The sequence below is a fragment of the Cyclobacterium lianum genome, assembly GCF_900143075.1.
In the GTDB taxonomy this organism is placed as follows: domain Bacteria; phylum Bacteroidota; class Bacteroidia; order Cytophagales; family Cyclobacteriaceae; genus Cyclobacterium; species Cyclobacterium lianum.
This window is the reverse complement of sequence record NZ_FRCY01000007.1, coordinates 79,907-103,626: the sequence shown is the minus strand read 5'-3', so window position 1 is coordinate 103,626 and position 23,720 is coordinate 79,907. Positions and strand designations below refer to the sequence as shown.

18 protein-coding genes are annotated in these 23,720 nt (G+C 45.1%); 10 read left to right on the top strand and 8 right to left on the bottom strand.

Features of this window, described 5'->3' with window-relative positions:
* Positions 1–70 precede the first annotated feature (70 nt).
* Positions 71–1,135, top strand: coding sequence for an N-acetylmuramoyl-L-alanine amidase family protein (locus tag BUB19_RS13055; RefSeq protein WP_084097274.1), 1,065 nt, complete (start codon positions 71–73; stop codon positions 1,133–1,135).
* 3 nt (positions 1,136–1,138) lie between these two features.
* On the opposite strand, the gene BUB19_RS13050 is transcribed toward BUB19_RS13055, so the two are convergent.
* On the bottom strand, positions 1,139–1,504 hold the full coding sequence (locus BUB19_RS13050) for an Hpt domain-containing protein (RefSeq protein ID WP_073095002.1): 366 nt from the start codon (positions 1,502–1,504) through the stop codon (positions 1,139–1,141).
* A 148-nt stretch (positions 1,505–1,652) separates the two neighbouring features.
* On the opposite strand from BUB19_RS13050, the gene BUB19_RS13045 reads away from it, so the two are divergent.
* The 5 genes from BUB19_RS13045 to BUB19_RS13025 all read left to right on the top strand — a co-directional run bounded on the left by BUB19_RS13045 (position 1,653) and on the right by BUB19_RS13025 (position 11,094).
* Positions 1,653–3,914 carry a Tex family protein gene (locus BUB19_RS13045; RefSeq protein ID WP_073095001.1) on the top strand — a complete coding sequence of 754 codons (2,262 nt, stop codon included), beginning with the start codon at positions 1,653–1,655 and terminating at the stop codon, positions 3,912–3,914.
* Between the two features lie 701 nt (positions 3,915–4,615).
* Positions 4,616–7,780 carry a SusC/RagA family TonB-linked outer membrane protein gene (locus tag BUB19_RS13040; protein ID WP_084097272.1) on the top strand — a complete coding sequence of 1,055 codons (3,165 nt, stop codon included), beginning with the start codon at positions 4,616–4,618 and terminating at the stop codon, positions 7,778–7,780.
* A 30-nt stretch (positions 7,781–7,810) separates the two neighbouring features.
* Positions 7,811–9,271 (top strand): SusD/RagB family nutrient-binding outer membrane lipoprotein, encoded by a 1,461-nt coding sequence (locus BUB19_RS13035; RefSeq protein ID WP_073095132.1) that lies wholly within the window; start codon positions 7,811–7,813, stop codon positions 9,269–9,271.
* Between the two features lie 60 nt (positions 9,272–9,331).
* Complete coding sequence (locus BUB19_RS13030; RefSeq protein ID WP_073095000.1) at positions 9,332–9,766, top strand: hypothetical protein; 435 nt, start codon at positions 9,332–9,334, stop codon at positions 9,764–9,766.
* A 179-nt stretch (positions 9,767–9,945) separates the two neighbouring features.
* Positions 9,946–11,094, top strand: a complete 1,149-nt coding sequence (locus BUB19_RS13025; protein WP_073094999.1) for a pyridoxal phosphate-dependent aminotransferase — start codon at positions 9,946–9,948, stop codon at positions 11,092–11,094.
* 647 nt (positions 11,095–11,741) lie between these two features.
* Here BUB19_RS13025 and BUB19_RS13015 read toward each other — a convergent pair.
* Entirely contained in the window at positions 11,742–12,860 is a 1,119-nt protein-coding gene (locus tag BUB19_RS13015) for an AEC family transporter (protein WP_073094997.1), read from the bottom strand.
* A gap of 69 nt (positions 12,861–12,929) precedes the next feature.
* On the bottom strand, positions 12,930–14,096 hold the full coding sequence (locus tag BUB19_RS13010) for a pyridoxal phosphate-dependent aminotransferase (RefSeq protein ID WP_073094996.1): 1,167 nt from the start codon (positions 14,094–14,096) through the stop codon (positions 12,930–12,932).
* A gap of 342 nt (positions 14,097–14,438) precedes the next feature.
* Between BUB19_RS13010 and BUB19_RS13005 the strand changes: the two genes are divergently transcribed.
* Together BUB19_RS13005 and BUB19_RS13000 are read left to right on the top strand one after the other, a co-directional pair.
* Positions 14,439–14,690 (top strand): hypothetical protein, encoded by a 252-nt coding sequence (locus tag BUB19_RS13005; RefSeq protein ID WP_073094995.1) that lies wholly within the window; start codon positions 14,439–14,441, stop codon positions 14,688–14,690.
* Positions 14,687–15,460 carry an XRE family transcriptional regulator gene (locus BUB19_RS13000; RefSeq protein WP_073094994.1) on the top strand — a complete coding sequence of 258 codons (774 nt, stop codon included), beginning with the start codon at positions 14,687–14,689 and terminating at the stop codon, positions 15,458–15,460. The genes BUB19_RS13005 and BUB19_RS13000 overlap by 4 nt, the downstream gene beginning before the upstream one ends.
* Positions 15,461–15,474: 14 nt before the next feature.
* On the opposite strand, the gene BUB19_RS12995 is transcribed toward BUB19_RS13000, so the two are convergent.
* Positions 15,475–16,239 (bottom strand): hypothetical protein, encoded by a 765-nt coding sequence (locus BUB19_RS12995; protein ID WP_073095131.1) that lies wholly within the window; start codon positions 16,237–16,239, stop codon positions 15,475–15,477.
* Between the two features lie 283 nt (positions 16,240–16,522).
* On the opposite strand from BUB19_RS12995, the gene BUB19_RS12985 reads away from it, so the two are divergent.
* Positions 16,523–17,146, top strand: a complete 624-nt coding sequence (locus tag BUB19_RS12985; protein ID WP_245802848.1) for a 2OG-Fe(II) oxygenase — start codon at positions 16,523–16,525, stop codon at positions 17,144–17,146.
* Positions 17,147–17,148: 2 nt separating this feature from the next.
* On the opposite strand, the gene BUB19_RS12980 is transcribed toward BUB19_RS12985, so the two are convergent.
* The 4 genes from BUB19_RS12980 to BUB19_RS12965 form a co-directional block, all read right to left on the bottom strand.
* Positions 17,149–17,586, bottom strand: coding sequence for a DUF4174 domain-containing protein (locus BUB19_RS12980; protein ID WP_073094991.1), 438 nt, complete (start codon positions 17,584–17,586; stop codon positions 17,149–17,151).
* 111 nt (positions 17,587–17,697) lie between these two features.
* Positions 17,698–19,758, bottom strand: a complete 2,061-nt coding sequence (gene metG, locus BUB19_RS12975) for a methionine--tRNA ligase (protein WP_073094990.1) — start codon at positions 19,756–19,758, stop codon at positions 17,698–17,700.
* A gap of 95 nt (positions 19,759–19,853) precedes the next feature.
* Positions 19,854–20,792: a hypothetical protein gene (locus BUB19_RS12970; RefSeq protein WP_143156029.1), complete on the bottom strand. Its 939-nt coding sequence runs from the start codon at positions 20,790–20,792 to the stop codon at positions 19,854–19,856.
* Between the two features lie 220 nt (positions 20,793–21,012).
* Complete coding sequence (locus BUB19_RS12965; RefSeq protein ID WP_084097290.1) at positions 21,013–22,311, bottom strand: serine hydrolase domain-containing protein; 1,299 nt, start codon at positions 22,309–22,311, stop codon at positions 21,013–21,015.
* Between the two features lie 365 nt (positions 22,312–22,676).
* On the opposite strand from BUB19_RS12965, the gene BUB19_RS12955 reads away from it, so the two are divergent.
* Positions 22,677–23,687, top strand: a complete 1,011-nt coding sequence (locus tag BUB19_RS12955; protein ID WP_073094988.1) for a cation diffusion facilitator family transporter — start codon at positions 22,677–22,679, stop codon at positions 23,685–23,687.
* Positions 23,688–23,720: the final 33 nt, after the last annotated feature.

Below are 23,720 nucleotides of genomic sequence, written 5' to 3'. Positions count from 1 at the left end.
AGACAATTATATACCTTCGTCCGTTTAGGATTAATACTGTTGCCGCTTTGAGCCTTAAAAGCCGCTAGACATGAAACGATATTCTGGTCAACGAGATTTCTTGTGTGATGGGCCGCTATCAGGCTTGAAAAACAATACTGGAATTTGGCATGGGTTCGTGCTGCTGCTGATTGCCATTGGGAGCCTGGTTTCCTATTACCCGGCTAAGGCAGCCCTCTCAGCAGTACCTCCATTGGACGGCAAAGTAATCTGCATTGACCCCGGTCATGGCGGTACAGCAGCCACAGACTCATATCGGGTAGGCCCTTCAGGTGAGCGGGAGGAATGGGTGAATCTACGGGTAGCTTTGGTGCTCTCCGAAATGCTTGAGGAGGCCGGAGCCACAGTAGTTCTTACCAGAACAGACGATACTTTTGTTCCTCTGGAAGACCGTAGCAGGATGGCCAGGAAAAGCCATGCCGATATATTCGTTTCCATTCACCACAATGCTACTGCTGATCCGACAGTAAATTTTCCCATCGTTTATTTTCATGGTAGTGCATTGGAAAATCCAGCAAGTGTAAATTTTGGAAAAATAGTAGCTGAGCGCCTGAGGAATGCCCTCTTTGAAAATCAAGGGCCATTCAGCCTGGTTTCGGATTATACCATATTTTCAAATTCCGGGGCCAGTGTTCTCCGGGGAACCTACGGAATCCCGGGCATCATTGCCGAGGCATCTTTTTTCACCCATCCCGGGGAAGAGCGCAGGCTTAAAAGGGAAAAATACAATCGATTGGAAGCAAGGGCTTACTTCGACGCAATTGCTGCATTTTTTTCCGCACCTGTTCCTGAAATCAGGCCAAAAAAGGAACCAGGCGAAATCCCACCGTTTGAGGTTTTTCAGGAAGCAGAAAGGATGCGTCCGGAAGCTTTGCAATGGAAGTCCAACTACGAAAGAGGAAAGGCGCTTCTAGAGTCCGGCTCAGAGGACGAGTTGGACAGTGCCTATCACTTGCTTACGCTTTCGGTAAGATCCTTTCCTGATTCTTATCTCGCCGGGGACTGTCACCGGTTGAGGGCTTCGGTTTTGGAGAAGCAGGGAAAAGCTGCCGATGTTCGAATAGTAGAAAGAAGGCTCCGGGCGTTTTATCCCTGACACTTATTTTCTCCTTGTTTCGAGCTCTGTTTCCAACTGGGAGATTACTGTTTCCAGCACGGTATTGGTTTCCATTATCAAAGGAGAAAGCTTGTCCGGCTGGCCTTCTGCCTCAGCCAGCTGCTCAATTTCTCTGATAATAGGGCTTAATATATCAATTTTGATATTGTCAATGCTCGGTTTGATCTGGTGAGCCAGGTTTTTTATTTCGGTATAATTTTTTTCGTCAAATGCAGCATTCAGACCACTAATGGTCTTCCTGGCCTGATCGATAAATAATTTGGTCATTTCGACAATAAACTCATCGCTTCCTCCGCTGATTTCTTCCAGATTGATGAGGTTATACAGTTTTCCCTGGCTATCTTTCATTGTGGTTTAGGTCTTATACAAGCTACAAATATACCACTTGAAACGGGAAAAACCGCATCGAGGATTTTCAGTTTTTTCCATGCTCGACGAGAAAATAGACTTAAATTGCGGCCTGAAATTAAAAACCAGCAGTAAATAATTTTTATTCATGTCAGAGTTGAACTATTATTCAAAGATAGCCAGTGAGTTGGGTGTACGTAACGATCAGGTCTTAAATACAGCCGGCTTATTAGACGAGGGCGCTACCATCCCCTTTATTTCAAGATACAGGAAGGAGGTCACCGGAAGCCTGGATGAAGTTCAGGTTGCCGCCATCCGGGATCGGCTTCAGCAACTGAGAGACCTGGAAAAGAGAAAGGAAGCCATTCTAAAGTCCATAGAAGAACAGGGGAAATTGACCGCAGAACTTGAGTCCCGGGTACAGGCCGCCGAAACCATGAGTCTGTTGGAAGACATCTACCTGCCCTACAAACCGAAGCGGAGAACCAAGGGAACGATTGCCCGTGAAAAGGGTCTGGAGCCCCTGGCCCTGCAGATATTTGCGCAGGAGACCGGTCAGCCGGAGGCTTTGGCCGAAAGCTTCGTTAACGAAGAAAAGGGTGTGAACAACATAGAGGAAGCCCTGCAGGGCGCCAGGGATATCATGGCCGAATGGATCAATGAAGACCTTGATGTAAGAAAAAAGCTTCGGAAATTATTTATAGAAGAGGGAAAATTCACGGTCAAAGTAATTCCCGGTAAAGAACAGGAAGCGATAAAATATAAAGATTATTTTGAATGGGAAGAGCCCATCAAATCTGCCCCTTCTCACAGGGTTCTGGCCATGAGGAGAGGTGAAAAGGAGCTTTTTTTGATGATGGATACCGGTCCTGCAGATGCAGATGCGCTCCAGTTGATCGAGAAGAATGTGCTGCAGGCGTCCAACTCCTGCGCCCTGCAGGTAAGTATGGCCGTAAAGGACAGTTACCGGAGACTATTAAAACCTTCGATGGAAACCGAAATCCGGCTGTATTCCAAGAAAAAGGCAGATGAGGAGGCTATAAGGGTGTTTGCAGAGAATCTGAGACAGTTGCTCCTGGCTTCTCCTTTGGGAGAAAAAGTCGTGCTGGCTATAGACCCTGGCTTCCGGACAGGTTGCAAGTTGGTTTGTCTTGGTCCCCAGGGGCAATTGCTGCAGAGTGAAACCATCTACCCTAACGAGCCACAAAGAAAGACACACGAATCTGGCGCATTGGTCAAATATCTTGCAGAAAAACATGGCATCGAAGCCATAGCCATAGGAAACGGCACCGCTAGCAGAGAAACCGAATTATTTATTAAGAACATCGGGCTGCCCGCAGAAATATTGGTAGTCATGGTGAATGAAAGCGGAGCATCGATCTATTCTGCTTCCGACGTAGCCAGAGAGGAATTCCCGGACCATGATCTTACTGTGAGGGGAGCAGTTTCCATCGGTAGAAGACTGATGGATCCTCTGGCAGAACTGGTAAAGATTGATGCCAAGTCCATCGGGGTAGGCCAATATCAACATGATGTTGATCAAACCGCACTCAGAAATGCGCTTGACGATACTGTCATGAGTTGTGTAAACGGGGTAGGGGTGGAAGTGAATACCGCATCGAAACAACTGCTAACCTATGTTTCGGGTCTGGGTCCATCTCTCGCGCAAAATATAGTCGCTTTCAGAAATGAACACGGACCTTTTAAAAGCAGGGAAGACATAAAGAAAGTACCCCGATTGGGAGAGAAAGCTTACGAGCAGGCGGCTGGATTTTTGAGGATCAGAAATGGAGTTAATCCATTGGATAGTAGTGCGGTTCATCCTGAAAGATATGCACTGATTGAACGTATGGCCAGTGATATGGGTGTATCAGTAAAGCAACTGATTAAAGACGATGGTCTTGTACAGAAAATACCACTCCAGCAATATGTAGACGAACAGGTAGGGCTGCCTACACTTCAGGATATCCTTGAAGAACTGGGCAAACCGGGGAGAGATCCCAGGGAAAAGTTTGAAGTGTTTCAGTTTGAAGAGACCATCAATGAAATGAAGGACCTGAAGGTAGGCATGAAATTACCGGGAATAGTTACAAATATCACGCAATTTGGAGCTTTCGTAGATGTAGGCGTTCATCAGGATGGTTTGGTTCATTTAAGTCAGCTGGCAGATAGGTTTGTCAGGGATCCCAAGGAAGTGGTTTCGGTAAATCAAAAAGTAATGGTCACCGTGATGGAAGTGGATGTATCGAGAAAGCGTATTGGATTGAGCATGAAAGCGGATCCATTTGCGAAAACAAGTCGGGAGCCGGCGGCCGGCAAGGCTGTAAGGAAGCCGAATGTTGCAAAACGGAACAACGCGGAAAGTATGGAAGAAAAATTAAATTTACTGAAGCAAAAATTCGAAAAATAAAGAATGTATCATCCTTTTTGAGAGAAGCCTGGGTTCGTTTTGAGCCTGGGCTTTTTCGTTTTATATTGACTATTGTTTGTATTAGTCCCTGGAAACGCGGACCAGACACCGAAGAATAGCCTGTTTTACAATTAATTTAGAATAATAATCTGATTATATAACAGTATATAATATATTATACTGAATAATGGATTACATATTTTTTAGGTTAGTAAATCAATCCCAATTCATTAATTTTTCAAAAAAATAGATAAAAAAGGGGTATAAAATAGCTTGAAAAATTTTAAAATAATAAAAAAATGTTTTTAATGGTTAAAATTAAAACCTATAGGCTGGTATTGTTACAAAAAATAGCATTTCATATTTTTTCAAATAAATGATAATTTTATTATTATAATATGTGTTAAACAATTTTAAAGAAATTAAAATGTTATTAAAATAATAAAAAAAATAAATATAAATATAATTATTATTAATTTCGTTTTTTAAGATGTATTAAAAAATAATTTGGTAAATTTTTCTTATTCGGTTTCCTGTTTTATATTTATCGAAAATTAAAGAGTATGGGTTAAAAATAACCATTATTACTTTTTAGTTTGATAAAACCCCACAATAGCCTTTTCAAAACACCCAAAAATTAACCACTTGGGCTTACCAGTTTAAAATCTGGTTTAAATATTAACTTATTAACCATTTACAACATGATTAAAAAATTTACTCAGGCAAAGGACTGGAGTACCGGCATAGCCAAACTCCTCCTTGGATTGACGATTCTTATTGGATCGACTGTAATTAATCCGCTCTTTGCACAGGAGCGGTCGGTATCTGGAAAGGTAATTGACGAAAACAAGCAGCCAATTCCGGGAGCCAGTATTCTGGTAAAGGGAACCACCAAGGGTGCTGCGACGGATATCAATGGGGAATTTTCACTTTCCCTGTCAGCAGAAGAGAATTTACTGGAAGTATCCTTTATCGGATATGATAAAAAGGAAGTCAAGGTAGGAAATCAGTCTGAATTGACAGTCTCTTTATTACCGGATGAGACGGCACTTTCGGAGGTGGTCGTTACGGCCTTTGGAATGGAACGCGAAAAGAAGGCGTTAGGCTACACTACACAGGCGGTAGAGGGTAGCCAGATAGCAGATGCCCGCCAGCCGAATATTGCCAATAACCTTTCCGGCCGTGTGGCCGGTGTACAGATCAATAGCAACTCCATGCCAGGAAGTGGTTCACATATTGTGATCAGGGGTTCATCCTCTGTAGCTGGAAATAACCAGCCTCTCGTGGTTTTGGATGGTGTACCTTTGGAACAATCTTCTGACAGACGGTACGGCGGAGGGCTGTCTGAGATCAATCCGGACAATATAAAGGAAATAAATGTACTCAAAGGCGCTACGGCCGCAGCACTTTACGGATCCAGAGCAGCCAATGGCGTCATCATGGTCACCACCAAAGATGGTTCCGGATCTAAAGGGATAGGGGTAGAATACAATACCAACATGACCTTCGACAGGCCGCTTGTTGAACCGGGTTTGCAGAATATCTACGGGGGGGGTATCGGATACAGAACCTGGTATGTTGACGGTAGAAACGGCTTTGACGCGGATGGAATCCGAGGTACTGCAGGCGTGGATGAAAGCTGGGGCCAGCCTATGGACGGTACCGAGGTGCCACTCTGGTACAGCGCTCCGGGTAGGGAACCTCTCTTGCCCCAACCGGATAATTTTCAGCAATTTTGGGAAACCGGCAGGAGCATGACCCACAACCTGGCTGTCGCAGGAGCCAACGAATCGGGCAATTTCAGGTTGTCTATGGGCAGACTGGACCAGTCAAGCATCATGTACAACAACAACTATTACAGAAACAACTTCAAACTTAATGCGGGTTACAATTTTACTGACAAACTTAAATTTACTGTAAACGCCGAGTATGTAAAATCCGGCTCAGACAACAGAAGGTATACCGGTAGTTCTGATTTTATCTGGGCACACCGGCACACGGATTTTGATAAGCTGAAGAACTGGGAGCAATATTACGATATCCAGAGGGAAACCTTCCGTCCCGGAGATGATTATCCCTACGCCAACTGGCAGCACGAATATTTTTCGAACCCTTATTTCCTGCAGGACCGGTATCCCAATGCCAACGAAAAGGATAGATTGGTCGGAAATATCGCCGCTACCTACAGTTTCACCGATGATTTCAGTGTGATGGTCCGTTCCGGAACAGATTTCTGGACAGACAGCAGAACAGATGTGACCAGTGTAGAAAGGACCAAAAACTTTGTGCGCATACTGGGAGCCTACACAGACACACAAGTGACCAGTCAGGAAACCAATAGTGACATTATCCTGACCTATAATAAAATGCTGGATAACGGGTTTTCTCTCAACCTGCAGGGCGGAGCGATCAACAGGGTAAATAATTACCAAATGTCCTCCGTAAATGTAAGAGAGCTGACCATCGATGGCCTGTATAACCTGGGGAATTATGCCAGTCCGGTAGTGCCATCAAGTGAGATCCGGAAGCAGGTGGTGAATAGTGTGTTTGGTTCTGCCCAGTTTGGGTATGCCAATTCAATATTTCTGGATGTAACCGGAAGAAATGACTGGTCCAGTACTTTGCCCGTTAATGGCAACTCCTTTTTTTATCCCTCTGTAGCCCTGAGCGCAGTATTGACAGATCTATTCAATGTACAGAGCAATTTCCTTTCCTTTGCCAAGGTCAGAGCCAGTTTGGCACAGGTAGGAAATGATGCCGATCCTTATCTGCTGAATCAGGTGTTTGCCTCACAGGGATTGTGGGCTGGAACGACGCCTACCTATGCTGCGTCTGACGAGATCGCCAACAGAAACCTCAAACCAGAAATTACGACCGGGCAGGAAATCGGTTTGGACCTGAGGTTTCTGAATGGCAGGATAGGATTAGACTTCACCTACTACCACCAGGCTACCACAAACCAGATCCTGGCGGTGGCGATATCCAGGGCATCAGGTTATGAGAGCCAGATTTTGAATGCCGGTAAAATCACCAACCAGGGTGTAGAGTTGATGTTGACCGGATCCGTTTTACAAAACGCCGGGGGTCTTAACTGGGATGTGGCATTGAATTTTGCCAGAAACAGAAACCTCGTGGTAGAACTTGCTGAAGGACTTGAAAACTATACGCTTGGCAGCCAAAACAGCCTTACCTCCGAAGCCAGGATAGGACAACCCTACGGTACTCTTTACGGGAGACGGTACCTGCGTTCTCCTGAGGGCGAGATTGTGTACAGCAATGGGCTTCCCCAGTTAGAGGCAGGCACTTTCCAATTGGGTAATATTCAGCCGGACTGGATAGGAGGGTTGTCAAATACCTTTACCTACAGGGGATTTAGTTTTGGTTCATTGATAGATGTCCGTATGGGGGGAGACCTGTTTGACGTCGGAACAGGCCTGGCTCGTAAAACCGGACAATATGTGGAAACTGCAATTGGCCGGGAAGAGGGTGTCATCGGTCAGGGCGTGAAAAATGTCGGTACGGACGAAAGCCCGGTTTATGTGCCCAATGATGTGATCGTCGGTGCCCAACCTTTCTGGAATGCGCAGAATCCGAGAACCTACCACGAATCCGGAATTTTTGATGGATCTTTTGTCAAGTTGCGGGAGCTGTCACTAGGATACAGTCTGCCTCAATCCCTGCTATCCAATACTTTTCTTCAAAGTGTACGGATTTCTGCAGTGGGTAGAAACCTGGCAATTTTGTTCAGAAATCATCCCCATCTGGATCCGGAGTTTGACGGCAAGGGCGGCAACGCTCAAGGTTTCGGATATGGTGAAATGCCTTCCACAAGAAATATTGGCTTTAACCTGAATGTATCCTTTTAAGCGATTTCCAACCTGGTAAAGAAAATGAAAATGAAAAGATTTAAGTTTATACCCTGTTTATTGTTGTTGGGTCTGTTTGTGCTGGCAGGTTCCTGTACAGAAGAATTCGAAGAAATCAACACAGACCCAAACAACCCTGTGACCATTTCTCCGGCCCTGCTCCTTCCTAACGCCATACAGGTTTCTGTAGACAGGTACTGGGGGCATAGTACCCGATTTGAGCGGCTAAATATCGATGCTGCCATGTGCTGGATCCAGCACCTCGCCAGAAACATTTACATCAATGCAGAAGGGGATACCTATGAGATTCCCATCACCGTATCTACCGGCACCTGGGATAATCTTTACAACAGCTCTCTGGTAAACCTGGAACAGGTCATTGAGCTGGCAGGAGAAGGCGGGGAATTTCAAAACCGCAACTATGAGGGAATCGCCCTGGTCATGAAAGCGTTTACTTTTTCTTATCTGACAGATGCTTTTGGCCCCGTTCCCTACTCCAATGCATTAAAAGGAGCCGCCGATGAGCCTGTCAATTCGCCCGACTATGATTCCATGGAAGAAATATATGCGGGTATGCTGGAAGATCTGAAGCTGGCCAACGAAAAGCTGACTATCGGCGGTCCGGTGGTCAATGGAGATATTATGTTTGATGGCGATATCTTGCGTTGGAAAAAGTTTGCCAACTCCCTTCGGTTAAAGCTTGCTAACCGGCAGGCAGCCAAAAAGCCTGCAGAATCCAGGGCCATCATGCAGGAAATTCTGTCTTCTCCTCAAACCTTCCCCATATTTACCGGGAATGATGATTATGCTGCTCTCAATCATGCCAATGTAATAGGTAGCCGAAACAAGATGTTTGACGTCTTCTCTACCCGATCAGACTGGAACATCAGCACTACATTGATAGATAAATTGCTCGAGCTGGAAGATGACAGGATCAATGTTTATGCCTTGCCTCTGGATGATGGCTCCTTCGTAGGGCTACCCAATGGCTTGACAGACGCCGCTGCTTCGTCCATATCTGCATCTACCATTGGTCAGAAGTTTCTGGATCCCGAAGCACCCAGTATTCTGATGACTTACTCCGAGTTGATGTTTGTACTTGCTGAGGCCGCCCTGGATGGGGATATAAGTGGAGACCATATGGATTACCTGGAGAAGGCCATAAGCGGTTCCTTTGAACAGCATGGATTGGAAATGCCCTCAGATTATATCGGAAGATTGGGTACAATTGATAAGCAAACCATCATGACGCAAAAGTGGATCGCCTTATTCGGGCAGGGCATAGAAGCCTGGACCGAATACAGAAGGACAGGTTTCCCACAAATGCCTACGCCGGATCCGAATGCGATATTCGTAAACGAGGGTGTACTACCGACGCGGATCGAATATCCGCCGTCAGAGTACTCTCTGAACATGAGCAACCTGGAAGAAGGGATTCAAATGCTTGGTGGAGGGGACAATATGAGGACACCACTTTGGTGGGCAGAGTAAGCCCGCTGTGTAGCAATACATGCAAAATGAAGTTTATTCACATTCAATTGAATACATATCATGAACAAAATAGTAAATAAAATCACTTTATTGGGTTTGGTACTGGTAGCTTTCTCTTGTGTAGAGGCTGTTGAATTGGCCACTCCAAATGTTGCGGCCCCGGTATTGGTAGTACTCGAAGGAAATGAATTTGAGGCTACCACTGGCGTAGCAGTAGAGGGTTCATTTTATGAGCTTGATAAAAGTGGAATCCTTGACCGGACTGTAGGTATCGATTCTATTCCTGTCTCCGGACTGGACATCACTGTGTTTATCAACCAGACGGAAGAGATAAGTACATTAACTACGGACGCGCAGGGTAAAATTCTATTCCAGAATCCCTGGAATTCTCTGGGAGTGCCGGATCCAAGCTCCGGTACTCAAATTCGGTTGGAATTTGCCGGAACATACAATGATATTGCCTTCAGGCAGTACCACAATGTGCGGGTAAAATAAGGCCGCTTTTAGTAGGACAATTTTCCTCGATTGAGGGATGCTTTGTTTTGGAACAGGTCTTTTTCCGGCTGAGGTGAGCTATTCACCGTGGAAACTGCCATGCCTGGTCTGAATAAGGCATCCCTTATTCATTTGAAATCAGCATTCATTTATTTTAACCACTTAACACAAAATCAATCATGACTACATTTAACAGAAGAAATTGGCTTAAATCGAGTCTAACGATGACTGCAGGCCTCATGTCCATGGGATATGCCGGCGCAGCATCCGAAGCATCTGCTGCAAAGGCATCTTCCTTTTTACCCAAAAAAGACCGGTATGCCAGATTGACCTCAAACGAAAATCCTTTTGGACCCTCGGCTTCTGCCAAAAAGGCACTGAAAGCTGCAATTGACGATTCATTTTTATATCCCAGGGAATACCGCCAGAAATTGATTGGCCTTATTGCAGAGGAGGAAGGAGTAAGTGAGGACCATATCCTGCTTGGTGCAGGTTCCAGCGAACTGTTGCATGCAGCCGCCAGAGTGTACGGGGGAGCAAATGGAAAAGTACTTTCTGCAGACCCTACTTACACCTCTCTGGTCAGGTCTGCTGAAATGATGGGCTCCGAATGGGTGAAAATTCCACTGGATAAGAATTTTGACCATGATCTGGCTACCATGGAATACAAGGTGAAACCTGACATTTCTCTGGTCTATCTGGTGAATCCTAATAATCCAACCGGAAAAATTATGACAGGAGAGGAGATCATCAGTTTCTGTAATACAGTATCTTCGAAAGTCCCCGTATTTGTAGACGAGGCCTATTGGGACTACATGGAGAATCCCAAGGGCTCTACCACCACGGCCTGCATAAAAAACGGAGCAAATGTAATCGTGGCCAGAACATTTTCTAAAGTTCATGCCTTTGCCGGTCTGAGGGTAGGATATTGCATTGCTCAGCCCGAGGTGATTGAGAAGCTGACCAAAGAGGGTCCAAGAAATACCCTGAGCGGCCCCTCTATGAGTGCTGCTACTGCGAGTCTGGTAGATTACGATTTCATCAAGTATTCTGTTCAAATGAATAATGAGGGCAAAAGTTTCGTATACGATGTACTGAAAAAAACAGGGCACGATTACTTTCCTTCTCATACCAATTTTATTCTGTTCCCCATTGCTATGGATTATGCTGACTTCAAGCAGAAAATGCTGGATAAGGGAGTGGGAATCAAGAGTATGAATGTGGCCGGACAGGATTATTGCCGGGTGAGTATGGGTAAAATGGAGGATCTGGAGATGTTTGCAGATGCCTTTCAGAAAGTCATCGGTACTACCTTCAGAAAATCCTGACAACGCGTCGATTTTCAGGGGTAGAAGTGAATCCTCATGATTACTAGCTGGCTAAGGCAGTAATTTATTGCGGCTTTCCTGTCTGAAATTTGGTTTAGGACAGCCCCATACCTGCCAAAGCACGGGCGAGCGGTCAGGTGACAGTCCGGGACAGTTTAAGCGAGCGTAAATTTAATGGCAGCTTCATTTTTTGGGAGCTGCTTTTTTGTTTTGCCGAAATAGACGTCCTCAGGTTTCCGTTTAACGCATCCGGAAGATACCTGATGGTAATTTTTTTCCTTTTAGTATCCCATAAGGGCGTAAATCGACCAAAAATGGGAGCAGAATACCAGCCTGCGGCAGCATCCGGTAAAGCCCGGGTCGCAGAGGTCCGGATATTTGATTTAAAATAAGTTGTCCAGGGATGAAGGCTTATCTCGGATAGGCATGTAAATAAGCTGATTGAGGTAAATGGCGATAGCGACTGTTGATTTCCCTCCTGGTGTTCCGTAAAATCAGACCCTGTGCAGCTTGTGACTGGTTCCGGCGAATGAAGCAGGCAAGATAGGACCAATAAAAAAGCAGCTTCTCACCTGAAAAGCTGCTTTCTGTGTTTACAGAGGTTAATCTGATCACATTTTAAAATTAATTGTTAGTGGTTTATATTTTTACGAGGAATGCGTTTCTTTCTCCAGGGCAGGCTCATACTCGATGAGGTTAAACCATTTCAACATCGGCTTCAGTATCCCCAGGCCAATCAATAATATTCCGGCTACCAACAGGGTGGTAGGGGAGGTGAACAATTCTCCAAATGAAAACACCGTTAACATGACAAGTGTGGAGAAGGGAAGAGAGCAGGCAAGTATGTTTACGGCAAGCTCCATGTCGAAAGTTTTATTCCTCTTTTTTTCATTGTTCTGTTCCAACGCGGTGACCGAAGCCATATGTGCAAAGGGCCAGAAGCTGATGGCGCTTTGTGGGAAAACCACCAAAACAAGTATTGCCGCATAGGAAAGCTGCGGAGCAAACAGTAAAATTGTTCCGCTCAGCAGGAAGGTCAAGCCAGACCGGATCATCAGCAGACCAGCAATTTTCCGGATCTGCTTCCAGTTAAATACCACGGCAATACCGATAAATATCAGGACCAGCGGGGTCATCAGATTGCTCAGGGTACTGATGGCCGTGGACATGAATGTGGGCAGGTTTTCCAGGTGTAAACCCAGGCTAATCAGGACCAGTGCCAGAATGATGACCACATTAATGGGTTCATTGATCAGGCTCAGCAGCAGTGATTTGATTTTTTCGCCGTTTCCTACTTTCAGGTCATTGTTGATCTTGAAATACCAGCTCATGGCAATCATGTAAGCAATGACGAGAACAAATATCTTGTTTCCAATATCTGCGAGTGCTCCCCAGGCGAGTGCATCGTCTCCCAGGTATTCTATCAGAAATGGAAAACAAGATAGTCCCGGTGCCAGCGAAGGAAATAGCAGCAAATAAGTCCTGTAGGATGAGGAATCTTTTTCAAGACCGAATAATGGAAGTGAAAATTTTAATATAAAGTACAAGGTGAAATTAAAAGCCAGAGCCATGAGAGGCAAAGCCAGTAGATCCCACTGCACCTCTGCTTTCAGCAAGGCGACGAATATAATGGCCGGAAGTGCAACGGTAAGGATTAAGGTTTTTAAACCTTTTTGCTGTGCTGGATCTTTTAGTTTTTTCCTCAATAAAAACCCAATAACCAATAGCAACAGCAAAGAAAGCGTCTTTTGGACTGCTAAGTTCATAATAATTGATCAGTTTGTTAGTGATTGTAAAGTGGTGGTTAATTGGGTTTATTGCTGATTGATCAATTATCAGGCGGTTACGGTCTTCAGGGCATCCACGAATAACTTCATTTCATCCATAGTACCCATACTCACGCGACACCAGGGCGAATCAGCAATGGAATAGACCCTTATGCCAACACCCTGGTCCATCATTTTTCCGGCAAACGCCTTACCCTCCTGTTGAATGGGGAAAATCATGAAACTGGTATGTGAAGTTATTGGGTCAAATCCCATGGATTTTACCTGGTCAAGCGTATATTCTTTTGATTCTTTGTTCCACTTTCGGCAGGAATCGATAAATTTTTCGTCTTTCAGGCTGGCAATCGCTCCCTTGAGTGAGGTGACACAAAGCCCCATGGTACCTCTCACCATGCTTGTAATGGACTTGATGCGCTCCTCAGTGGCTACCATATAACCTATCCTAAGTCCAGCCATGCCGTGGATTTTTGAAAAGGTACGGGCTACCATGACATCATGGCCCTCTCTCACCAGGCCTACCATGGTGTGGTCTTCAGGCTTTTCCATAAACTCCAGATAGGCCTCATCGACAAATATGGGGCGCTTTTTGCCTGCACTCTTGCAAAATGCCTTCAGAGCAACCGGATCTGTGATGGCCCCCATCGGATTGTTGGGGTTGCATACGTAGAGCAATTTGGTTGCTGAATCTATGGCACTTTCCATCCCATCCAGGTCGTGCGAATAATCAGCTTTCAAGGGGACCGCTTTCCAGTCGCCTCCCATTGCTTTGGCCGTATTTACCAGAGACATGTAAGAAGGGTCAGCAGAAATCACGTTTCCACCGTGTTGACACAAGACGATGGCCGTTTTTTCCAGCATATCAGTCGAGCCAGGCCCTAACATGATATTTTCAGGCTTCACTCCTTCTTTCTCCGCCAGCATATCTATCAGATATGCAGCGTCTGCATGACCATACCTGTTGCCCAGACTAATAGATTCAGCAATCGCCTTCTGAACACCCGAAGAAGGGCCAAAAGGGTTTTCGTTTGCCAATAGTCTGGCCTTCATTTTTACATCTTTATAAATGGGATTCATTTCCCACAACATGCTTTCGCTGTTCCAGTGCTGTCCAGATGCGGAATTGGTCTTCGCAGAGAGTTTTCCGGTAATCAATGGCAATGAACCCAAACCCAATACGCTGGTTTTTAACCAGTCCCTTCTGTTAAAGTTTTTCATAATTTAGTTTTGTAAAGTGGTTAATATTTTGGTTTAAATTTACATCAAAAATGAATGAAAAAAAATTATTATCTTAAAATATGGGTAAAAAATAAATCAAAAAATTTAAAAATAATGTAAAAAATAAATTTAATGGGTAAAAATTTAACTTGATAACTAACTACCATTTTGTTTTCTACCAGATTCGGGTTTGTGTATTTTAAGATCTATTTGAAGAGGGTCCAGCTTTCGGGCTCCAGGCCTCAGGTTAGATGCCATCTCTGTATAAAAAGTTAAAAAAATAGTTTATTTTACCAACATTCTATATATTTACAATGTCACATTTATTAACCATTTTCACTAATGACAAATCCTGTTAAAATAAACTTTACTACCAAGCAACTTACCTCAGGCAATGTTCAGGTCAAATTCTATGTGTTGGATTCCAGAAAATCCATTTATGGATATCTGCTGGTAGATTCCGGTCTTTCGGAACAGCAAATTAGGGAAGAAATCGAAATGAGGCTAAAATCCCAGACCCGGATGGATTTGCTTCGGTTTACATTTAAGAACCAATGGAAAGATGACCATCAATTTTTCCTTTATTCGGCATGAAATTTCTTTCTGAAAACATTAAATTTTTACGAAAAACCAGTGGTCTGACGCAAACTGAACTTGCAGACAAACTGGGTGTGCAGCGCAGCATGATTTCTGCCTACGAGGATGGTCGGTCAGACCCTAAGATTTCAGCTTTGGAAACGCTTACTAAATTGTTTGATCTGAGCATGGATGAGTTGGTTTTTTGGGACATCCGCACAAAGGGACGCAGATACCTTCAAAAAGATCCCCTAAAAATTTTGACGATTGCACTTGATGCAGAAGACGAGGAACGGATCAGCATGGTGGGGCATAAAGCCTCTGCCGGATACCTCAATGGTTATGCTGATCCCGAATATATGGAAAAGTTGCCCAACTTCAGTTTACCCAACCTTGCCACAAACCGGACCTACAGGGCTTTTGAGATCAGTGGAGACAGCATGCTTCCGTTAATGCCGGGTACCCTGATCATTGGTGCCTACGTAGAAAGTGCACTTGAGGTAAAGAATGGCAAAACCTATGTACTGGTGACCAAAACTGAGGGAATTGTGTACAAAAGAGTGTTCAACTATATTCAGGAAAAGGGAAAGTTATTTGCAGTATCCGACAATGACCGGTACAAGCCTTTTGATATTGCCATTCAGGATGTCCTTGAAATATGGGAGGCAAAGGCATATGTCAGCAAGGAATTTCCGGAACCTTCCTCCTCAGGCCCCGTGACACTTGAGGATTTGGCAGCGATGATTCAGGAAATCAAGGCAGATATACGGCGAACAAATGACCGCTAACCTGGAAAAGAAATTCAGGAAGAAAGGTTCCTGAACGCTTCAAGGATTTTTCCTTTTGCATCAAACTCTGGATCCAGATTGATGATCCCGGTGTTGAAATTGTGCCAGAGACCATCTCCACAATCCAGGTAATTGCCTGTTTCGATGGGCTGGTCTTCCGATGCCAGGGTATAATCGTAGTCAGGTATAAAAATCAATGATGCTAACGACCTTCCTTCATCCCATTCCAGGGGTTTTACCTGATCATTTACCTTTGCTTCCACCTTGCGGATCGAAAACCTGTACAATAACTCAATATCTGCCAGCCCTTCCTGTCCGATTGATTTAAACCGGATTCCTAAGGGTGCCTCCTTTTTACTGATTTCGTAAATCGCCTGTATAAAATCCTGGCAAGTCAAATACCAGTCCTCCTGGTTTAGCGGTATATCTCTGGTGATCTTGCCATGAGTATCCTTGGCCAAGATTTTAATCCCCCCTTTCTCTCCCAGTGTCTTTTGGTTTGACCATTTGGATGCAGAGTAGAGCTTTTTGAAAACATTTTCCCAGAGTTTTGGAATTTCTCCTTTGTAGCTGTAATCGTCCGCCATGGTAAAACCTTCATCGATGATCTCTTCCGGGCTCAGGTCTTCTCTTCCGGTATAATGTATATCAAACTGTGTGTTGACAAAATTCTTACCGAATGACATTTTAAGCTTGAAAACGTGACTAAAGGGTGGCGGTACTTCACCTGTAGTGTATTCGATTTCCAGCCTGATAATGTCGTCGGATTTTAAATGCATCGTGCTTTCCTTTTGGTTACGGACCTTAAAATTAAAGCTTATCTCCCAAAAAAACGGATAAATATCAAAATTCAATTTTCAATAGCCGCAATTGGTATAATCCGTAAATTATTTTCGACATTTGAATTCGGAACTTCCCGGTGCCAGACAGGCAGGACTGAGGCGATACGCGGCGGCCTGAACTTCTCAAATCGAGAATATTCCTGTGGATCGGTAAAGGGATCACAACCGGTGCTACGGTACAGGTCCTGCGCATCAAAAAAAATATCAGAGGATTTTCGCCATGACAATGAACAGCAGCGGCCGGAACACAATTCTGGCAGAAGAACTGTACGAAAAAGGATGGTCGGTAGTTGACGGATACATTGCTGACACATTCAGAAAACAACTGCTTAAAGAACAGCGGGAATTACTGCAACATGGGCAGTTCCGGCATGCCGGTGTGGGAAATGGGCAAAACTTCGCCATCAAACCTGAAATCAGAAGCGACAAAGTGCTCTGGCTGGATGAAAGTGAGCTCACTCCCTTGCAACAGAAATACTGGGATACCATGGAGCAACTGAGGGCAGACATCAACCAGCGGTGTTTCCTTGGATTGCGTGCTTTTGAATCACACTTTGCCATGTATCCCCCCGGATCATTCTACCTGAGACATCTGGATCGGTTTCAAAATGTACAATATCGAATCGTTTCGGTGATCCTGTATTTAAACGATGACTGGAGTGAAAATGATGGAGGGGCTTTGCGCTTATATTTCACCGGATCTACTGGTCTGGAGGAATATACTGACATTTTTCCTCTAGGTGGCAGACTGGTTGTTTTTTTAAGTGGAGAAATACTACACGAGGTCTTGCCAACCAAAAAAACGAGAATCAGCATCACGGGATGGTTTAAAGATGAGTATTGAATTTATCGGCGGGTTCCGTTTTCCGATCGTTTCATCTCGCGAATCCGCATGGGCATGGCATCGATAGTCGCAAAAAGCTCAGCCCAATTGACCCTGGCCTGTTCCTTTTTTAATTTTGCACCTCCGTCTTTTCCGATAAGCACATAGCAACCCATATTGCATCCCGGGGCATATTTTTTCCGCAGTGTATGGCGGTAGCTTTCACTAAAGGTAAAATCGCTGTTTCCGGATAGGCTGTCTCCGAGGGTAAAATAGATCAGGTCTCTGTCTGCCAATTTTTCTTCCAGATCTTCCGCCCATGCCAGCTCGGGTAGCTTTTTTGTCTGCTCCCCGGGAAAAATCAATAAAATACGGTTTTTCCATTGAAGTTCCTTCAGCGTAGTTGGATCAGGATCATTGATCATCAGTGACAGGGATAGCAGGGTCAATAGGTAGAACATGCAAGACTTATGATTGGGTCATACATAGATCAAACTGCCTACCGGTTATGAATGTTTACCGGTATGCCCGTTAATCTAATCCATAAATCCTTTTCTCCTGCCCTGACTATCTCAACGGATCGTCGATCCGGGTTGGGTGGCTTCGTGCGGCATCAGCAGTTTAAATTTCCCATTGGCATCTTCTGCCATCAGTACCATGCCTTCCGATGCGATCCCCGCCATTTTTTTGGGGGCAAGGTTCAGCAGCATGGTTACCTGTTTTCCGATAAGCTGTTCGGGCTCAAATTGCTCGGCCACCCCGCTCAGAACCGTACGTTTGCCCTGCCCGGTATCTACGGTTAATTGGAGCAGTTTTTTCGACTTTTTCACCTTTTCTGCCTGCAATATGGTAACGATCCTCAAATCCAATCTGGTAAAATCATCGAATGCGATCAATGGCTTTATGGCTGCTGTTTCGTAGGGCACAGCTTCATTTTGCCTTTTGCTGGCCAGCAGTTTTTCTACCTGTTTTTCCACGGTACTATCTTCGACTTTCTGAAAGAGCAAATGAGCTTCGTTGATTTTGTTACCGCTTTTGAGCAGGTCTATCCGGCCGGCCTGTGTCCAGTCGGGTATTTCCAGTCCCAGCATCTTCTTTATTTTTTCTGCGGTGAAGGGTAGGAAAGGGGCTGAGACTATGGATAAATTGGCGGCGATATTCAAAGCGATATGGAGAATGGTGCCGGTTCTCTCCGGATCTGCCTTGACTGTTTTCCAGGGTTCGGTGTCTGCCAGATATTTGTTTCCGGTCCTGGCAAAGTCCATCATCAATGCCAATGCTTCCCGAAATCGGTATTTTTCTAGGGATTGGGCAATTTTGTTCGGGTACGCTTTCAGGGCGAGTATCACTTCCTCATCTACGGGCTGAAGTGCACCTTTGGCGGGTACAATCCCACCATAGTATTTGTGCGTAAGTACAACTGCCCGATTAATGAAATTTCCATATATGGCTACCAGTTCATTGTTGTTCCTCGCCTGAAAATCTTTCCAGGTGAAGTCATTGTCTTTGGTTTCAGGGGCATTGGCGGTCAGCACATACCGGAGTACGTCTTCCTGCCCGGGAAATTCATCCAGGTACTCATGTAGCCACACCGCCCAATTTCTGGACGTTGAGATTTTCTGGCCTTCCAGATTCAGAAACTCGTTGGCAGGTACATTGTCTGGCAGGATATACCCCCCATGCGTTTTCAGAATGGCAGGAAAGGTGATGCAGTGAAATACGATATTGTCTTTGCCGATAAAATGAACCAATTTGGTATCCATATCTTTCCAGTAGGGCTCCCAGTCGATTCCCTTTTCGCGGGCCCATTCTTTGGTAGAAGAAATGTAACCTATGGGCGCGTCAAACCAAACATACAAGACCTTCCCCTCTGCTCCGGGCAGAGGTACCGGGATGCCCCAGTCCATGTCTCTGGTCATCGAACGGGCCTGCAGCCCGTCTCCCGCTTCCAGCCAACTTCTGCATTGTCCCAGTACGTTGTTTTTCCAATCCTGGGCATGATCCTCCAAAATCCATTTTTTGAGAAAAGATGTATAACGTCCCAGGTCGAGAAACCAGTGCCGGGTCATTTTCAGTACAGGGGTATTGCCACTTAATTTCGATTTGGGATTGATCAGGTCAGTAGGATTCAGGGAGGAACCGCATTTTTCACACTGGTCGCCATAGGCCTGTTCATAGCCACAGTTGGGGCAGGTGCCTTCTATGTACCGGTCTGCCAGAAATTGCCCGGCTTCCTCATCATAGTATTGTTCTGTCTCTTTCTCTACAAATTCTCCCTGATCATACAGCTCTTTAAACAATTGCCCGGCAGTTTCATGATGGGTGGGAGAACTGGTTCTGGAATAATGGTCAAAGCTGATTCCAAATTTCTCGAAACTTTCTTTCATGATGCCGTGGTAGCGGTCTACGACCTCCTGAGGGCTGATGTTTTCATTTTTCGCTTTGATGGTAATGGCAACCCCGTGCTCGTCAGACCCACAGACGTAGGCCACATCCCTGTTTTGGAGCCGCAGATAGCGTACGTAGATGTCGGAAGGAATGTAGCATCCTGCCAGGTGGCCAATATGCAGCGGTCCGTTGGCATAAGGCAATGCAGAGGTAATGGTATATCTTTTAAATTTTTTCTCACTCATAGCGCACAAAGATAGGGAAATTAGGTTTTGGGTAAAATATGGCGGCGATTTAATGAGCTGGCCATATCATCCGGAAATGGGAGGCCTTTTGCCGGTCAGTTTTTGCCAAAAGGCAATGTCAGGCCCAGCCAGGGCACGGCAATAATTGTATCCAGGCCGGGAGCGAGAGGCAAAAACAAGCCATAATCCAAACTCATTCTGCGGATAATCCTTCTTCCCCCGGCAGATATAAGGCCTACAGTCTCCCCGCCTGCGGCGATAAAGTAGTTTTCAGTCAGAAAATACCCACGAGGACCTGTACGTACCATTCCTGCCACAGATATGGTTGGAGCATTGGCTATTGAGCCGCCCGCAAATGCCCAACCCAATCCAATCGTTAGGTTCTTGTCCCTTGACCCAAACGTTGACAGCCCGTACAGCATCCCAAAGTTTCCCTCATTCAGGCCAATGACTGTTCCGGCCAGGGCACCGGCTCCCAGATTGATTTTGTCTTTGACGACAGGGAATGAAACTTTCGGAGTAATCCATACAGGGGTCTGTGCACCGGCAAAAAGGAATAAGGGTACTAATCCCCCACCAATCGAAAAGTTATCTGTAATTCCGGTAGAGACCTGATTGAAAAATATCCAGACATTCTGGTAGTAGGCTTCGCCTTTTTTCAGTCCGTATCCATTGGGCAGCCAGTAATAGCGGGTGGCCTGGGGGTTGGCAAACCAGAATTCTCCATTTACCATTCTGCCGGTATCCATGCCACTGATGCGTACAATATCAGACCGGAACAGGGTAATTTCGCCAAGATTGTCGGTTCGAATTGTGATTTTGACCTCATCTTCTGAAATGATCCTGCCCAGATATTCATTGCCATCTTTGGTCTGAACCAGTACCAGTTGAATATTTTCATCAAGGGTGTCCAGATTCTGTGCACCCAGAAAATAGGGTAGGAAGTTTAGCACAGCAATGGCCAAAAGAAAGCGGCTATTTCGGCATAGACCTCCCAATCGTATCTGGGTTGAGGGTTGGGTTGAGGGTGACATCTGGCTGAAATTTTTAAAACCGTATTACAAGCTCCAAATCTATCCTAAGATACATTTATACCTTGGATTTAAATAAAATTTTCTTAACATATTGCGGTAAAAAACTTCGGCCGAAATCGCCCCTATCATGTCTTAAACCAGGAAAACTGACTGACTAAATCCAGTGATCATTTCCTGACTGATTTTTTTCCGACGGGGATCAGAAAGGAGTCTTCCTGGTTTAATCATCTACGGCTGCGCCCACCATTTGCTTGAATTTCCAGGCAGTCTGGTCGCCGGTCCCGCCCTGGGTTTGCTTCATGATAATCCCAATGATCTGTTCCTGTGGATCGGCAAAGTATTGGGTATTGAAATAACCTCCCCATACAAAGGTGCCGGGGCTACCCAATCCTCCCTTGGCCTGTCCGCGTTGCGTCAATACCCCAAAAGCAAGTCCGTAATGCTGGTCAGCTCCGCCGTAAAGGTCCCCGGTTTGATCGGCCATAAGGGTGGCGATCGTCGTCCGGCTTAAAAACCTTTTGCCATTTAATTCCCCTCCATTGAGGTACATTTGAAGGAAGGTGGCATAGTCCTCTGCGGTACTGGACAGGCCGGCACCTCCGGAAAAGAAGGTTTTGGCGCCTTTTAACGGATAGTCTACATCGTAAAATGTGTTGGGGTAATTCTTCCATTGTCCATCTACCTTGTGTTGGATGGAAACAAGCCTGTCAGCTTTGGAGCCAGGCAGGTAAAACCCGGTATCCTGCATGTCAAGGGGCTCAAACAATCGCTGTTGCAGGAAAGCTTCAAAGGTCATTCCGGACATGATTTCGACAAAATAACCCAATACATCCAAACCCAGACTGTAGGTATATTTCTCTCCGGGATCGTGGTGCAATGGAAGCCGGGCTAATTTCAATACCACATCCTTGATTTTTACATCCTCTGCGGTAAACAAATCCGTAGTGCCTGCTTTGTGATAGATCATTTTCATTCGTTCATCTCCGTCTATTACTCCATAGCCCAGCCCAGAAGTGTGCGTAAGCAGGTGTCTGATGGTGATTTCACGTTCAGCAGGTCGGGTCGTATAGGTGGTATCCGCATAGCGGAAATTTACCAGTACCTCAGGGTTTTTGAACTCCGGGATGTATTTGGAAATGGGATCGTCTAACTGAAATTTACCTTCCTCCCACAGCATCATTACGGCCGTGGAAGTGATGGCTTTGGATTGCGATGCGATGCGGAATATCGCGTCTTTCCGGAGTTCTTTTCCCTCGGCATTCGCCTGTCCATAGGCCTGGTGAAAAACTATTTTCCCATTGCGGACGATTAATGCTACGGCCCCGGGAATGGTATTGTCTGCCACTGCCTCTTGCAGCATCGCATCGACACGGTCCAGTCTTTCGGATGACATCCCCACACTTTCAGGATTACCGGTTGTTAAAAATGGAGATTTCTGCTGTGAATTGGTTTGCGCATTAGACTGAATGATTGCAAATGAAATGAGCCAAAACAGCAAGAATGTTTTTCTGAAAGCCATAGGATCTAAAGTTGAATGGGTATTGAATTTTTGTGCCTTGAATGTAAACATTTATTACCTATTTTCCTGTGTAAATAATTATCTTTTCACGGCCCCATGCCTTATCGTCGGCTGAAAGGGATTCTTTGACGAATAAAATAATCATTATCCGAAGTATTTAATGGTGATTTTATTCATTCCGATCCCATGAATTTATCTATTCAACTTTCCAGGAAATACCGGGATTATTTTTTTCCAGATATGGCTTTCCAACGGTATAGGAGGATGTTTTGCAAAATCAGCGAATTCTGGCCAATAAATGGAGGAATATTTTTTCAGGCATCCAAAATAGCCGTACTTTTGAAAGTACATCAGGTAGAAAAAATGTGAATTCGGAAAAGCAACGCCTCATCATATGGTCAGTAGTCATCAGTTTGTTGCTATTAGTGATCAAGTTTTATTCGTTTTACATTACCGGATCAAATGCGATCCTTACCGATGCCATGGAGAGCATTGTCAACGTCGTTGCCTCCTGTTTTGCGCTTTACAGCGTCTACCTGAGTGCGCTTCCCAAGGATAGCAATCATCCCTATGGACATGGCAAAATTGAATTTTTCAGTGCAGGAATAGAAGGTACGCTAATCATCATCGCCGGCATCTTTATCATATACCAGGCCATTGTCGGTTTAATTTTTCCCAAAGAGCTGAAAGATTTGCCAATCGGCATGGGGCTCGTTGGTTTTTCTGGCATTATTAACGGAGTATTGGGTTTTTTCCTCCAGAAGAAAGGTAAATCTCTGAACAGCATTACCCTGGAAGCAGATGGGCGACATCTCGTAACTGATGCCCTTAGTAGTTTTGTACTGATTGCCGGCATCGGTATCATCTATTTCTCGGGCTGGATTATGCTGGACAGTATCATTTCCATGGCTTTTGCTGTTTTTATCCTATTCAATGGCTATTATCTGGTGAGACGTTCGGTAGCTGGACTCATGGACGAATCTAATCCGAAGGCCATAGGGCAGACAGTTAAAATTTTAAATCAAAGCAGAAAGGAAAACTGGATCGATATTCACAATATGCGGGTACAGCAGTATGGAGGTGATAGTCACATTGATTTGCACCTGACTTTGCCCTATTATTTTGATTTGATCCGGGTACACGATGAAGTGCATGAGGTGGAAGAGGTGCTGGAGCAAAACCTCCCTGGCTATGTGGAGGTGTTTGTCCATGCCGACCCATGCCTTCCGGATTCCTGCTGCCATTATTGCCAGGTAAAGGACTGCGCCGTCCGCAAGCATCCGCGGACAAAGAAAATAAAGTGGACCGCTCACAACATGGCAAAGAATCAGAAACATTACCACGAGCTGAGCCAATTTAGGTCCGGGAAACAGTAAATGCACCAAAATTGTTTACGATCTCACAATTTT

Excerpts from the sequence above, each read along its gene's own strand:
- BUB19_RS13055 (WP_084097274.1), top strand. The coding sequence starts at position 71 with ATGAAACGATATTCTGGTCAACGAGATTTCTTGTGTGATGGGCCGCTA.
- BUB19_RS13050 (WP_073095002.1), bottom strand. The coding sequence starts at position 1,504 with ATGAAAGATAGCCAGGGAAAACTGTATAACCTCATCAATCTGGAAGAA.
- BUB19_RS13045 (WP_073095001.1), top strand. The coding sequence starts at position 1,653 with ATGTCAGAGTTGAACTATTATTCAAAGATAGCCAGTGAGTTGGGTGTA.
- BUB19_RS13040 (WP_084097272.1), top strand. The coding sequence starts at position 4,616 with ATGATTAAAAAATTTACTCAGGCAAAGGACTGGAGTACCGGCATAGCC.
- BUB19_RS13035 (WP_073095132.1), top strand. The coding sequence starts at position 7,811 with ATGAAAAGATTTAAGTTTATACCCTGTTTATTGTTGTTGGGTCTGTTT.
- BUB19_RS13030 (WP_073095000.1), top strand. The coding sequence starts at position 9,332 with ATGAACAAAATAGTAAATAAAATCACTTTATTGGGTTTGGTACTGGTA.
- BUB19_RS13025 (WP_073094999.1), top strand. The coding sequence starts at position 9,946 with ATGACTACATTTAACAGAAGAAATTGGCTTAAATCGAGTCTAACGATG.
- BUB19_RS13015 (WP_073094997.1), bottom strand. The coding sequence starts at position 12,860 with ATGAACTTAGCAGTCCAAAAGACGCTTTCTTTGCTGTTGCTATTGGTT.
- BUB19_RS13010 (WP_073094996.1), bottom strand. The coding sequence starts at position 14,096 with ATGAAAAACTTTAACAGAAGGGACTGGTTAAAAACCAGCGTATTGGGT.
- BUB19_RS13005 (WP_073094995.1), top strand. The coding sequence starts at position 14,439 with ATGACAAATCCTGTTAAAATAAACTTTACTACCAAGCAACTTACCTCA.
- BUB19_RS13000 (WP_073094994.1), top strand. The coding sequence starts at position 14,687 with ATGAAATTTCTTTCTGAAAACATTAAATTTTTACGAAAAACCAGTGGT.
- BUB19_RS12995 (WP_073095131.1), bottom strand. The coding sequence starts at position 16,239 with ATGCATTTAAAATCCGACGACATTATCAGGCTGGAAATCGAATACACT.
- BUB19_RS12985 (WP_245802848.1), top strand. The coding sequence starts at position 16,523 with ATGACAATGAACAGCAGCGGCCGGAACACAATTCTGGCAGAAGAACTG.
- BUB19_RS12980 (WP_073094991.1), bottom strand. The coding sequence starts at position 17,586 with ATGTTCTACCTATTGACCCTGCTATCCCTGTCACTGATGATCAATGAT.
- metG (WP_073094990.1), bottom strand. The coding sequence starts at position 19,758 with ATGAGTGAGAAAAAATTTAAAAGATATACCATTACCTCTGCATTGCCT.
- BUB19_RS12970 (WP_143156029.1), bottom strand. The coding sequence starts at position 20,792 with ATGTCACCCTCAACCCAACCCTCAACCCAGATACGATTGGGAGGTCTA.
- BUB19_RS12965 (WP_084097290.1), bottom strand. The coding sequence starts at position 22,311 with ATGGCTTTCAGAAAAACATTCTTGCTGTTTTGGCTCATTTCATTTGCA.